Origin of the sequence: Flavobacterium sp. XGLA_31 (assembly GCF_051547105.1) — a bacterium.
Taxonomy (GTDB): Bacteria; Bacteroidota; Bacteroidia; order Flavobacteriales; family Flavobacteriaceae; genus Flavobacterium.
The window spans coordinates 53,956-67,194 of sequence record NZ_JBPTTM010000003.1 but is presented as its reverse complement, the minus strand read 5'-3'; the positions used below and the strand labels follow the sequence as shown (position 1 = coordinate 67,194).

At 38.8% G+C, this 13,239-nt stretch carries 12 protein-coding genes and 1 tRNA gene; 4 read left to right on the top strand and 9 right to left on the bottom strand.

Features of this window, described 5'->3' with window-relative positions:
• The first annotated feature begins 5 nt into the window (after nucleotides 1-5).
• The gene (locus tag ACSVH6_RS06860) at nucleotides 6-1,490 is read left to right on the top strand and encodes an aminotransferase class V-fold PLP-dependent enzyme (RefSeq protein ID WP_438076867.1); all 1,485 of its coding nucleotides are present in this window, start codon (nucleotides 6-8) and stop codon (nucleotides 1,488-1,490) included.
• Between the two features lie 2 nt (nucleotides 1,491-1,492).
• Here ACSVH6_RS06860 and ACSVH6_RS06855 read toward each other — a convergent pair whose 3' ends face one another.
• Nucleotides 1,493-2,365, bottom strand: coding sequence for a lysophospholipid acyltransferase family protein (locus ACSVH6_RS06855; protein WP_438076865.1), 873 nt, complete (start codon nucleotides 2,363-2,365; stop codon nucleotides 1,493-1,495).
• 102 nt (nucleotides 2,366-2,467) lie between these two features.
• On the opposite strand from ACSVH6_RS06855, the gene ACSVH6_RS06850 reads away from it, so the two are divergent.
• Entirely contained in the window at nucleotides 2,468-3,109 is a 642-nt protein-coding gene (locus ACSVH6_RS06850; RefSeq protein WP_438076863.1) for a rhomboid family intramembrane serine protease, read from the top strand.
• Nucleotides 3,110-3,162: 53 nt separating this feature from the next.
• Nucleotides 3,163-3,903, top strand: a complete 741-nt coding sequence (locus ACSVH6_RS06845; RefSeq protein WP_438076862.1) for an SIMPL domain-containing protein — start codon at nucleotides 3,163-3,165, stop codon at nucleotides 3,901-3,903.
• 52 nt (nucleotides 3,904-3,955) lie between these two features.
• Here ACSVH6_RS06845 and ACSVH6_RS06840 read toward each other — a convergent pair.
• The 7 genes from ACSVH6_RS06840 to ACSVH6_RS06810 form a co-directional block, all read right to left on the bottom strand.
• Nucleotides 3,956-4,037 (bottom strand) — tRNA-Tyr (locus ACSVH6_RS06840).
• 150 nt (nucleotides 4,038-4,187) lie between these two features.
• Nucleotides 4,188-4,607 (bottom strand): peroxiredoxin family protein, encoded by a 420-nt coding sequence (locus ACSVH6_RS06835; protein WP_438077554.1) that lies wholly within the window; start codon nucleotides 4,605-4,607, stop codon nucleotides 4,188-4,190.
• Nucleotides 4,604-5,347, bottom strand: a complete 744-nt coding sequence (locus ACSVH6_RS06830; protein ID WP_438076860.1) for a DUF4369 domain-containing protein — start codon at nucleotides 5,345-5,347, stop codon at nucleotides 4,604-4,606. Before ACSVH6_RS06830 ends, ACSVH6_RS06835 begins: the two co-directional genes overlap by 4 nt.
• 79 nt (nucleotides 5,348-5,426) lie before the next feature.
• The gene (locus ACSVH6_RS06825; protein ID WP_438076858.1) at nucleotides 5,427-6,839 is read right to left on the bottom strand and encodes an MBL fold metallo-hydrolase; all 1,413 of its coding nucleotides are present in this window, start codon (nucleotides 6,837-6,839) and stop codon (nucleotides 5,427-5,429) included.
• A gap of 41 nt (nucleotides 6,840-6,880) precedes the next feature.
• Nucleotides 6,881-7,675 (bottom strand): sulfite exporter TauE/SafE family protein, encoded by a 795-nt coding sequence (locus ACSVH6_RS06820; protein WP_438076856.1) that lies wholly within the window; start codon nucleotides 7,673-7,675, stop codon nucleotides 6,881-6,883.
• Nucleotides 7,676-7,757: 82 nt separating this feature from the next.
• Nucleotides 7,758-8,171 carry a response regulator gene (locus ACSVH6_RS06815; protein ID WP_438076854.1) on the bottom strand — a complete coding sequence of 138 codons (414 nt, stop codon included), beginning with the start codon at nucleotides 8,169-8,171 and terminating at the stop codon, nucleotides 7,758-7,760.
• Nucleotides 8,168-10,135: a PAS domain S-box protein gene (locus ACSVH6_RS06810; protein ID WP_438076852.1), complete on the bottom strand. Its 1,968-nt coding sequence runs from the start codon at nucleotides 10,133-10,135 to the stop codon at nucleotides 8,168-8,170. The genes ACSVH6_RS06815 and ACSVH6_RS06810 overlap by 4 nt, the downstream gene beginning before the upstream one ends.
• Before the next feature lie 198 nt (nucleotides 10,136-10,333).
• Here ACSVH6_RS06810 and ACSVH6_RS06805 point away from each other — a divergent pair, with 198 nt between their 5' ends.
• Nucleotides 10,334-12,094, top strand: a complete 1,761-nt coding sequence (locus ACSVH6_RS06805) for an ABC transporter ATP-binding protein (RefSeq protein WP_438076850.1) — start codon at nucleotides 10,334-10,336, stop codon at nucleotides 12,092-12,094.
• 6 nt (nucleotides 12,095-12,100) lie between these two features.
• On the opposite strand, the gene ACSVH6_RS06800 is transcribed toward ACSVH6_RS06805, so the two are convergent.
• Entirely contained in the window at nucleotides 12,101-13,204 is a 1,104-nt protein-coding gene (locus ACSVH6_RS06800; RefSeq protein ID WP_438076848.1) for an acyltransferase family protein, read from the bottom strand.
• Between the last annotated feature and the right edge of the window lie 35 nt (nucleotides 13,205-13,239).

Here is a 13,239-nt window from a genome sequence, read left to right as displayed (position 1 = left end):
ACACAATGACTACTACGGAAACCCAAACAGCATTAGAGCTGTATTTTCAACAATTCAGAGAACAAATTATTGGTATTGACCAAGAATTTGAATCGCCATTTGGCAAAAAGAAAATCGTGTATACCGACTGGACTGCTAGCGGCCGATTGTACCGCCCGATTGAAGAAAAATTGATCAATGAGTTTGGTCCGTTTGTAGCTAATACTCATACCGAAACCACTATTTCGGGCACCGCGATGACCATGGCATACCATGAAGCCAGACACATTATCAAAAAGCATGTAAAGGCCAATGAGAATGATGTTTTAATTACTGACGGTACCGGTATGACGGGTGTGGTGAATAAATTTCAGCGTATTTTGGGGCTTAGAGTTCCGGAGAACCTGAAAGAGTTTACCAACTTTCCAAAGGAATTGAAACCCATAGTGTTCATATCGCATATGGAACACCACTCCAACCAAACGTCTTGGCTTGAGACCATAGCTGATGTGGTTGTGATACCTGCTACCGAAGACGGTTTGTTTTGTCTGAAGGAATTCAAAGAACTATTAGAAAAATACAAAGACCGCAGTTTCAAAATTGCTTCAATCACCTCTTGTTCTAACGTAACCGGAATCAGAACTCCGTATCACGAAGTGGCTAAGATTATGCACCAAAACAACGGCGTTTGTTTCGTGGATTTTGCCTGTTCCGGACCTTATGTTGACATCGACATGCATCCGGATGAGGAAAGTTATTTGGATGCAATTTTCTTTTCACCTCATAAATTTTTGGGAGGACCGGGAACTTCCGGTGTTTTGATATTTAATAAAAATTTATACAAAAACAATGTGCCCGATTGCCCGGGAGGAGGGACTGTCAGTTGGACCAATCCTTGGGGTGAACACAAATACATTGATAATATTGAAGATCGGGAAGATGGCGGAACACCCGGATTTCTTCAGGTCATTAAAACGGCTTTGGCCATACAGTTGAAAGAACAGATGGGAGTGAAAAACATACTGGAGCGTGAACATGAAATCGTAGATTATGTTTTTTCAGAACTGAATAACATAGATAATCTGCACATCTTAGCCAATCAGCACCAAAACCGTTTAGGAGTGATTTCGTTTTATATTGACGATTTACATTACAATCTGGGTGTAAAATTGCTGAACGACCGTTTTGGGATTCAAACCCGTGGGGGGTGTAGTTGTGCCGGTACCTATGGTCATTATTTGTTGCATGTAGACCAGGAAACTTCTCATGATTTGGTTTGTCAAATCACATCGGGCGATTTAATCAAAAAACCGGGATGGATTCGAATGTCTATTCATCCTACAACGACTTCTGCTGAAATTCAGATGGTTTGTGAAAGTATTAAAGCCTTGGCACAAAATCACAAAACTTGGGCCGATGATTATGAATACAACTTCAAAACCAATGAATTTGTACATAAAAATGCCAAGCATCTGGAAAAAGAAATGGTAAAAAGCTGGTTTAAAGTTTAGTGTTAAACTTTGCGGTGTTTCCAGCGTTTGTGAGTCCACAAATAGTGCTCGGGAGCCTCTAAAATTTGTGTCTCTACTCGTTTTAAAAATGCATCCGAGATTTGGTAATTGGGAACTTCTTTAACGTTATCAGCCAAATGTTCAAAAGTAGCTTGATAATGCCCTCGTTTTACTTTTTTGACGCGCAGAAAAATTACATTCATATCAAAGCGTTTCGCCAGCATTTCAGCACCGGTATGTACCGGTGTTTCGATTCCCATAAAAGTAGCCCAATGATGGGTCTTGCTCAGTTGGGGTGATTGGTCACTGGCAAATCCGTATACTCCTAAATGATGGTTGCGGGCATTTTTTTCTATAGTTGGGATGGTCTGTTTGTTGGTAATCAACGTAGCTTTAAATCGGGAACGAATATCTCTCACTAATTTGTCAAAGTACTTATTGGCCACCCGTTTGTATATGGCGAAACCTTCAAAAGTAATATGTCGATTCATCGAAATTACCCATTCATAAGAAGCATAATGGGCACATAGCAACGCAATACTTTTGCCTTGTTTTTCCATGTTCTGATACAATTCTAAATTGGTAAAGACAAAGCGTTTTTCGATTTCTTTTTCCGAAATGGTCATTGTTTTTATCATTTCCAAAAACATATCACAAAGATGCTGATAGGATTTTTTCTCAATTTGCAACCGTTCTTTTTCAGATAAATGCGGCAGCGCAAGGGCAATGTTATGGCGGACAATTTTTTTGCGATAACCCACTACGTAATAGATGAGAAAGTAGACCGCATTTGAAATCATATAAAGCACCCGAAATGGCAGCATTGACAATAGCCATAGGATGGGGTAAAGGAGAATGAATACAATAAATTGCATGTCGAATAATTTGTGCAAATATAAAGTTAAAAGTGATGTTAACTATTGCGCATTAACAAAACCTAAAGAAAGTATTATTATTTTTACTAAAAAATATACACCATGACAAATATCTTCCTTTTGGGAATCATTTTGGCTAATGTTCTGATTAGCATTAAGGGATTTAACGACGAATATTTTTTCCGCAAATACCAGTTTCATGTGGGCAGCATCCGAGCCGGAGAACAAATTAGGATGGTTAGCTCAGGGTTTTTACATGCCGATGTTTTTCATCTGGCTTTTAATATGATTGCATTATATTCATTTGCTCCGGTAGTTACGGATAATTTAGGGAATTTGACATTTGTATTGATTTATGCTGGAAGTCTTGTGTTCGGAAGTTTACTGACCATGTATTTTCACGGAAACGACTACAGTTACAGAGCAGTAGGTGCTTCGGGTGCCGTGACCGGAATTATTTATTCGGCCATTTTGTTGGAGCCCGGAATGACTATCGGGATTTTCGGCATTATTCCGTTACCGGCTTATGTGTTCGGAATTGGCTATTTGCTCTACTCTATTTATGGAATGAAGGCTAAAAATGATACTATCGGCCACACGGCACATTTCGGTGGAGCCATCGGCGGCTATGCCATTACCTTGTTAAAGGCTCCTGAACTGTTACAAGAAAGTACTTCAATGGTCATTCTTTTGGCTATTCCGATTATCATTCTTTTTGTAATGGCCAAAACCGGAAAATTATAATTGGCACAACTTTTGAAAACAACTAAACAACAGCAACCATAAATTAATACACTATGAAAACGAAAAGCAACGACCATCAAAAAAAACAGTTTACCCTTGGGAGTAAAAAAGTAATCTCAGCCTTAGCTTTATTCTTTGTCGTGCTGACATACGCACAAGAGCAGAAACCTCAGGTACCTCAAATCTCTGTAAACGGGGAAGGGAAAGTAAAAGTTACTCCCGATCAGGCTGAGATTACGGTTGGGTTCCAAAACTCGGGCAAAGATGCCAAAGAAGTGAAAGCGCTGAATGACGAAGTGGTGGACAAAGTCATCCGTTTTTTAAAAAAGAGCGGTATACCGGCGACCGATTACAAAACCAACTCGGTAAGTCTTCACAAAGGATATGATTATGAAAAAAAGAAAAGCAATTTTCAGGCCAATCAAACTCTGATAATTACTTTAAAAGACTTGTCTAAATATGATGATATCATGGACGGACTCAATGAGGCCGGGGTAAACATGATACAGGGAGTAGAATTCAAATCGTCTAAAATGGAAGACTACGAAAAAGAAGCCCGTAAAAGTGCCATGCTCAACGCCAAACAAAAAGCAGCAGATTATGTATCTGTACTTGGTCAAAAAGTAGGGAAGGCGTTGTTAATCACCGATAACTCACAAACGTATTATCCGCAACCGATGTATAAGGGCAATATGATGGCGATGGCTGCTGATGGCGGTGCCACCAAAGAAACTTTGGCTGTGGGTGAAATTGTAATCAATGCCAATGTAAGTGTGACTTTTGTTTTAGAATAAAAACAAATTAAGTTAAAGAAAAAAGCCTCGAGATTTCTCGAGGCTTTTTTTGTGGGGAGAGCAGGATTCGAACCTGCGAAGATGTAATCAGCGGATTTACAGTCCGCCCTCGTTGGCCGCTTGAGTATCTCCCCATCGCTAAGCGCGGTTGCAAATATAAAAACACTTTTGACGTTCACAAACAAAAAAGCCTTATTTTATTGAGGCTTTTTTTAAGCGTTTGGTTTTGAATTGAATAAAAAAATCTCCCGAAGGAGATTTTTAATATGTAGTCTTGAAATTGTTTATTTTGTGGCTAAAAGTTCGTTGATTTTGGCCTTTAAAGCATCTCCTCTCAAATCAATGGCGACAATTTTACCTGTTGCATCCAATAAAAAGGTAGTCGGAATCTGTTCCACACCATATTGAACAGCAATAGGGTCTTCCATTTCTTTTAAATTGGAAATTTGGGTCCAACTCAATTTGTCTTTGGCAATAGCTTCTTTCCATTTAACGGCATCATTATCAAGAGAAACACTGATGATGTTCAATCCTTTACTGTGAAATTCATTGTAAAGAGCTACAACATTTGGATTTTCCATGCGACAAGGCTGACACCAAGAAGCCCAAAAGTCAATCAAAGTTGCTTTGCCCAAACTCTCTTTTAAAGAAACCATTTTCCCTTCGGGTGTTGGTGCTTTAAAATCGGGGGCTTTTAAACCTATTGCAATTTTTGCGTCAGTGGACTCTTTTTTTTTAAAGCCTCCAGATTTTCTTTTATTTTCTTAGCCGGTTTCGTTTTTTTCAACGACTCGTCTAAAGAATTAAAAGTTGCTTCAATATCTTTGGGTTGGAATTTAGGATTGTTGAACATGGCCTGAGTAATCAACACACTGATAAATGATTTAGGGTGCGATTTCGGATAGTTGAAAGTGTAATCAGTCATGTCTTTTTGAAGCAATTCGTATTGTTTTCTCAAAGAGTTAATGGTTACTGTATCTTTGTTTTTTCGGGCTTCCGTCATTTTAGCCATGTTTTTCATTTGGAAATCCATGACGCTTTTTTGAAGTCTTTTTTTGATTTTCGCTGATTCCTCATTGAATTTAGCAAACTCATCGTTGCTGTAGGTACCGCCGATTTTAGATTTGAAAATACTGTCTTTGTCTACATCAATAGTAATTTCCCCGGTTTCCATGATAAAAGGAACTTTACCTTGTACTTTTTGAATTTCAATCAGATTGATTGCCGGTTCATCTACCTTTCCTTTGATTTCAAATTTTTCGTCAACAATTTTAACAGTATCGATATTAACTAGCCCCATACCGCTTGGGTCTTCTTTTTGCAAGAATACCAAGCCTGTTTTCATTCCTTTTACTTTTCCTGTAATTAAATATTCGCCATCAGCGACTTTGCTGCATGAAAACAGAGCTAAAGCTACAGTTGACAAAAGAAGTACTTTTTTCATTTCTCAGTTATTAAAAATTTGTGTGCAAATGTATCTAATTTGCATGGTGAATAATACGTAATTGTTATTTTTTTAAGATTTATTTTTTGGTTGACGGACAAACGAATTGAGTACAATTTACTCCCGTTTGTTTGATACCGTTCATTCCTTTTTCCACATTAATAAAATTGTGAATTCCTCTCGATTTTAGTATGGAAGCCATAATAACCGAACGGTAACCTCCTGCACAATGTAAAAAGAAATCGTTTCCTTTTGGAATGCTCGGGAAGTTTTCATTAATCGTATCCAATGGAAGATTGATGGCATTTTCCACATGTTCAGCTTCATATTCTCCCGGTTTTCGGGCATCAACCACAACGCTTTTCTCTGTTAATTGATGGGCAAATTCTTCAGGGCTTACAGAATTAATCGAATCCACTTCAAAACCTGCTGCCTTCCAGGCTTCTATGCCGCCTTTTAGATAGCCCAAAACATGGTCAAATCCAACACGAGACAAACGCGTAATGGTTTCCTCTTCTCTTCCTTCCGGAATCACCAGCAATAGTTTTTGATTGACATCACGTAGCAATGAACCTACCCATGGTGCGAAATTGCCCTGAATTCCAATGAAAATGGAGTTGGGAATATGAGCTTTTACAAAATCATTTTCGTGACGGACATCCAACACTAAAACGTCATCTTGATTGGCTGCAGCTTCAAAGGCTGTAGGCAAAAGACCAATGTTACTTTTTTCAATCACGGAATCCAGACTCTCATAACCTTTGATGTTTAGCAGTACATTTTGAGGAAAATAAGCAGGTGGAAGCCCCAAACCATCCAGTAATTCTTTGGTGAATTCTTCCTTGGTCATATCAGCGCGCAAGGCGTAGTTCGTTTTCTTTTGATTACCTAATGTATCAGTGGTTTCTTTGCTCATGTTTTTACCACAGGCACTTCCGGCACCGTGGCTTGGATACACAATGAGATCATCACTTAGTGGCATGATTTTGTTGCGTAGTGAATCAAATAAAAATCCGGCCAGTTTTTCCTGAGTCAGCTCTTCAGTTAATGCCTGAGCCAAATCGGGGCGTCCAACGTCACCAATAAAAAGAGTATCACCCGTAATGATTCCGTATGGTTTTTCGCTCTCATCAATGAGCAGATAACAGGTGCTTTCTAAAGTATGACCGGGTGTGTGAATGGCTTTAATAGTGTAATGGCCCACTTTAAATTCCTGGTTGTCGGTGGCAATTATGGCCTCAAATTCGGGTTGTGCTGTCGGACCGTATACAATTTTTCCACCACTTTTTTGTGCCAAATCCAAATGCCCTGAAACAAAATCGGCATGGAAATGGGTCTCAAAAATGTATTTTATGGTAGCATGGTCTTTTTGTGCTTTATCCAAATAAGGTTGCACCTCACGAAGGGGATCAAAGATGGCAGCTTCTCCGTTACTCTCTAAGTAATAAGCAGCTTGCGCAATACATCCGGTATATATTTGTTCGATTTTCATATGACAAAAGTAAAAATAAGAGCGTTATAAATAATTTGAATTTAGAATACTTTATGAAAAAGCTCTTCGTAAAGAATCACGACGGACATCACCAAAACGAAAAGCCCGAAGATTTTTTTAAGCATTTTTTCATTAATCCGATGTTGTATTTTAAGCCCGATAAAAATACCAATTACCGACAGCGTTGTAAAAATCAAAAGGAAAGGCCAATCAATAGCAATGTTTTCCATATCACCAATAAAGCCCACCAATGAATTGATGGTGATAATCAGTAAGGAAGTTCCAATAGCTTTTTTCATAGGCAATTTAGCCAATTGCACCAAGGCCGGAATAATCAAAAAACCGCCGCCGGCACCAATCAATCCTATTAAAATACCAACAAAAAATAATTGTATAGTTACTAACACAAGGCTTTTGGAGACATTGTTGTTTTCTTCTTTTTGCGGTTTCAACATCGAGTAGGAGGCCATGAACATGACCAAGGCAAACAAAACCATCAGGAAGGTATCCTTTGAAAGTTGTAAAGAACCGATATAGAAAAGAGTATCCGGCAACGCATGTACGATAAACTTACGTGTCAAATAAACACCTACAACCGAAGGAAGGGCAAACTGAATGGCAGTTTTAGGAGCGACCAACCCTTTTTTGAAATTTTGAACAGTGCCGAAAGCGGAAGTCGTACCTACTATAAACAACGAGTAAGCTGTTGCAATTAAAGGGTTGAAAGCCAAAATATAAACCAAGATAGGGACGGTGAGTATAGAGCCTCCTCCACCGGTGATTCCTAATACGATGCCTATTAGTAAGGCTCCTGAGTATCCAAAAAAATCAAGCATTTGAAAAAATTAAGGCATAAAAGTAAGGGAATTAAACGAATAAAAATGTAACTCAGGTTACTTAAGGTTTTGGAAAACTTCTTTAATCGTTATGGTTTTTTTTACCATTGATGACTTTGGTAATTTCCAGAATTTTATTGGTGTCCATCGGTTTCGAAAAATAGCCCATGATTTCCGGAAAGGTTTTGGCTTTTTCTTTGTCCTCATGCGCAATGGATGAACTGACAATATAAATTGCTGATTTTTTGGATTTATGGGAAAGCGCCTGTTCAATATTATTCATGAAGTCCCAACCGTCCATAACCGGCATTTCAATGTCGAGCAGAATGATTTCCGGCAATTCATCTTCCATACTGGCAGACAAACGTTCCAAGGCTTCTTTCCCGTTTTTAAAAGAGATGACATCGTATTCGGTTTCCGACATGGCAATAATTTTATTGACCAGAATCTGATAAATAGGGTCGTCATCGATGATGCAAATTACTTTATTTTTCATTTGAAATAAATGGTAAATGTGGTTCCTTTATTCACTTTACTTTGCGTTTCTATGCGTCCGCCCATGGCATCAATTTGGTTTTTGGTAATGAATAATCCGATGCCTTTGGAATCGGGATTGTTGTTGAAAGTCTTGTACATGCCAAAGAGCTTCTCACCATTTTTTTCCAGGTCAATACCAATACCGTTATCGGCAATCTGCAGCGCTTTTTTGGTTTCATCAAACGAAAGCGTAATTTCCGGCTTGCGGTCGGGATGACTGTATCGAATGGCATTGGAAATAAAATTCAGTAGTATGCTTTCCAGGTAAGCACTATTGTAATCAACAAAGACTGATTTTGAAACTAAATTGTGAATAACTGCCTCCTTGCTTTCTATTTGCTTGCTCAAAACGGTGAGTGCATTTTCAATATAATCACATAAGTTGAGTTTTTCAATGGTCAGGTTAATGTTTGTTCTAATGCTCACGACTTCATTCAGATTGCTCATGGTTTCGTTGAGCGAATGTGAAACTTTTTTGAGTAACCCCACCATTTCGTCTCGTTCTTCCTGCGTTTCGGCAATTTCTAAAAAACTCGAAATCGATTGGATATTGCTGGTGTGGGAGCGAAGATTATGAGAAACAATATAGGAAAAATTTAAAAGTCTTTTGTTTTGTTCGGAAACCAATTCAAAGGATTGCTTCAGTTCTTCTTCGGCTCTTTTTTTATCGGTTATGTCTTCTATAATAGCAATGTGATTCGCAGGTGATTTGCCATCGCTCCACAATTTAGAAACTAAAAGGTTAACCCAAACCGTTCGACCGGTTTTGTGTACATATCTCTTTTCCAAATCAAAGTCGTGCAACGTTCCGTCTTTGATTTTGTTCAGACAGTTTAGATTTTCTTCTAAGTCGTCAATATGAGTAATTTTTTGAAAATTAGACTGTTTTAATTCTTCTTCGGTATACCCTACAATCCTGCAAAACTCACTGTTTACATCTATGAAATTTCCGGTGGCAGTATCTACCTTGGCAATACCTACCGGAGCTTGTTCAAATAAAATTTTGAATTTGGCCTCACTGTCGTATATCTTTTTAGCTTGTTCATAAACCAATTTTTGTAATGTGGCCGGTTTCCTCATGATCGAGGCAACCCAAAGACCACAAATCAGCGCTAATAAAAAACCTAAGGAGGAAGAAGTAGTCACTTGTTTGTACAGGGCATTCTTGTCGCGGGCGATTAAATAAAGCCGCCAATCGCCGTCAGGCACCGTGGCAACCTGATAATAATGTTTTCTGAAATCTTTTTTTTCTCTCAGAAAAAATTCTTCTTTATGGGTGATGGGATTTACTTTTGAAAACTGAAAATAATATTTGGTATCGTCAATAGATTGGATACCGGAGAGTTTGATAAGGGTTTCTAAACGAATAATCACAGCAGAAAACCCCCAAAATTTATTCCCTTTGAAAACGGGTAATCGTCCCACAACTCCAATACCTCCTTGACGTAGTTTAAGCGGTCCGGCAAAATAAATCAACTTAGTTTCTATGGCTTTGAGTGCTTCATCTTTTACATAATCTGTATGTAGAATATCATAGTTTATAGCGCTTTCATTATTTTTTAAAGGATAGACATATTTTATAACGCCGTTAGGAACCAATTGTACCGCATCGATACAACTGTTGGAATCCACCAGTTTGGGCGCAATCTTGTCAAAATTTACAGGAACCCCTTCATCATTGATGGTCATCGCTAAAGTTAGCGTAGTGGTATAGCTGTTTTTGAGAATCTGTTCAAAATTTTGTTGTACTACATTAATAATATTGGACATTTCCCGATGCCGGTTCTCCTCCACTATTTTATAGCGCAACTTGATGACAAAACCCACCACCAGCAACAGCAAAAGAAAAACCATTGCTCCGGTTGTGTTCGGTCTTGTCAAAAACCATTTGGACAGTTTTACCCGTTCTTTTTTGAAATTCATGCTTTGTTTAGGGTTAGCGGGATTTCTAGGTTTTATAAAGATAGAAAAAAGTATTCTTGTGACAAGAGTTAACTTTTGGTTTTTGATTTTTTTTGTAAAATACGCTAAAGTGTTAAATAGTTCTTAAGGAGTTTTGCAAAAAGAGCAACTAATCATCTTTAGTCTTAGTTTTGCAGAACTTTTTTAGCAATACATTTCATGAAGATATTATTTACGTATATCAAGGAACACAAACAATTGTTGTTCTTTGCCTTGTTGTTAGCCGCAATCAATCAGTGTTTTTCTTTGTCAGATTCCATCATCATTGGGAAGCTCATGAATCAATGCGGAGTTGGTGTAGCTGATTTTCATCACAATTACGGAACGTTTGTCAAAGCTGTTTTGGGATGGTTGGCCTTGTCTATGGGGGCTGCTATGGTATCTCGGATTGCCAAAAATTTTCAGGATTATTTTACCAATATCATTATTCAAAGAACCGGAGCCCGAATGTATACTGACGGTATTCAGAAAGCGCTGCAATTGCCTTATCAGGACTTTGAAGACCAGCGCAGTGGGGAAACTTTGGGCAAATTACAGAAAGTGAAAATAGATTGTGAAAAGTTCATTACACTTTCTATTTCAATGATTTTTCAAACCCTGGTGGGGATTACATTTGTGATTGTTTATGCCGTGAACATTCACTGGCTGTTGGGACCAATTTTCCTGGCAACTGTTCCGGTGATTGCTTTTATAAGTTCCTTTTTAGGTAAAAAAATTAAATTGGTTTCCCGACAAATCTTGGGCGAAACGACTGCTTTGGCAGGAGCCACTACAGAATCCCTGCGTAACATCGAATTAGTCAAAAGTTTGGGATTGACCGAGCAGGAAGTAAACCGATTGAACACCACCACCATAAAAATTTTAGGATTAGAACTGAAAAAAGTACGCTTTATCCGTTCTCTAAGTTTTATTCAGGGCACTACGGTTCATTTTATGCGTACCAGTTTGGTTTTTGCTTTGTATCTGTTCATTTTCCATGACATCATCAAGCCTGGTGATTTGATTACCCTGATGTTCTTCTCCTTCTTTTTGTTCAATCCGTTGCAGGAATTGGGGAATGTCATTGCCACCTATAACGAAACTAAAGCTTCGATGGACAATTTCAGCCTTTTGATGAATTCCAAAAGCGAAGCGGTTCCGGTTAATCCGAAAACGATGGGACCCATCAGTAACCTGCGTTTTGAGAATATTTCATTCAAGCATCAGAGTGCCAAAACCTATGCTGTAAAAGACATTTCATTTGAGGCTCATGCCGGTGAGACTATAGCTTTTGTAGGTCCTTCGGGCAGTGGAAAAACCACTTTGGTGAAAATGTTGGTCGGACTCTACAATCCGGCTGAAGGCGACATTTTTTACAATGAAAAAAATGCGAAAGAAATTGACTTGACCGAATTGCGGCACCAACTGGGATTTGTAACGCAGGATGCCCAATTGTTTTCGGGCACGATTCGCGACAATCTGTTGTTTGTAAAATCTTCTGCCACGGATGAAGAAGTGAACGATGTGTTACAAAAATCGGCCTGCCAAAATTTATTGGCCCGTGCCGAAAATGGTCTGGATACCACCATAGGCGAGGGAGGAATCAAAGTATCGGGCGGAGAAAAACAACGCCTTTCCATTGCCAGAGCCTTACTCAGAAATCCGAAACTCTTGATTTTTGACGAAGCCACTTCAGCTTTAGATTCAATTACGGAAGAAGAAATTACCCAAACCATTAAAAGTATATCTTCTAAACAGGATCAAATCACGGTACTCATTGCACACCGCCTGTCAACAATCATGCATGCGGACAAGATATTTGTACTGGAACAAGGCAAAATTATCGAGCAGGGCAAACATCAGGATTTGGTGAACGACAAAGGCTTGTATTATGCGATGTGGCGTCAGCAAATCGGAGAGCGAAGCAGGGTAGAAGCCTGATCGGCTTTAAATGTTGGCGGGGTAATAACGATTCCTTATTTGTAAAAAGTACTTTTCGATTTTATAAGTCATCAGCATACCGACGCTTACACTGGCCGTTACGGTGGGAATGAAAAACAAAATCTGATGCTCATTAATATCCAGGTGTAACCGCTTGAAAATGCTGTAACTTACACTGACCATTAGCGTGTGGATGATGTAAATGGAATAAGAGCAATAGCCAATCCGGCTGATGCCGTTCACTATGGGTTTTGTAAATAAGCTGTCCAGGGTTCGGTTGATATTTTGTAACTGCAGGAAAGAAAGCAGCAGACTGCCAAAAGCAAGGTAAATCAGCGTAAATCCAAAAGTCATGGCAAAGAAAGAATCGGTAGCTTTGATAAAAGGCGTCCAGCACAATCCCAGAAAAATAACAGCATAAAGCCATCTCTTTTGGGTTTCAAAAAAGTGCGTCAGTACTTCCGGTCGCAAATAGGAATAATAGCCTATGAGTACTCCCATTAAAAGAGAATCAATTCGCAGGTGAGTCATGGTAAATAACTGTGTCGGATGATTCGGATAACATAGATTCAAAACGATTCGAAGGCCTAAGCAAACAAAAAATATCGTGATGATAAACCTAACAAAAGAATTCCGCTTGCTGTGGTCTTTCAGTTGGAACCAATTCTTTTGAATGGCCAGCCACAACAAAAGCGAAAACCCGAAATAGAAATGCTCTTCCACAGCCAGTGACCAGGACGCATAATAGGCATACCCCCAACCTGTGATGTAATTTTGAGTAAAAGTCATATCAGCCAAAAATCCCTTCCAACTAAAAGTATGGGAAGGAATCAATAGGATGATTAAAAGGTAGGGGATATAGAACAGATAATAAATCGGGTAAATTTTAAACCCTCTGCGAATTAAAAAGAGTTTCGGGCGAATGTGGCCGAATTTGAGATACTCTTTAAAAAGCAACCCCGATACCAGATACCCGCTCAGAACAAAAAATAAATCAACACCAATCCAGCCCATGGTTGAGGTGTAAGGGGATATCCTAATGTGACAGAGCAACACTAAAAGTATGGCTATGCCCCGCAAAAAATCAAGCTCTCGTAGACGTTTATTCATGGTTGCAGCTACTAGTGGGGTCTGATGTAAATCGC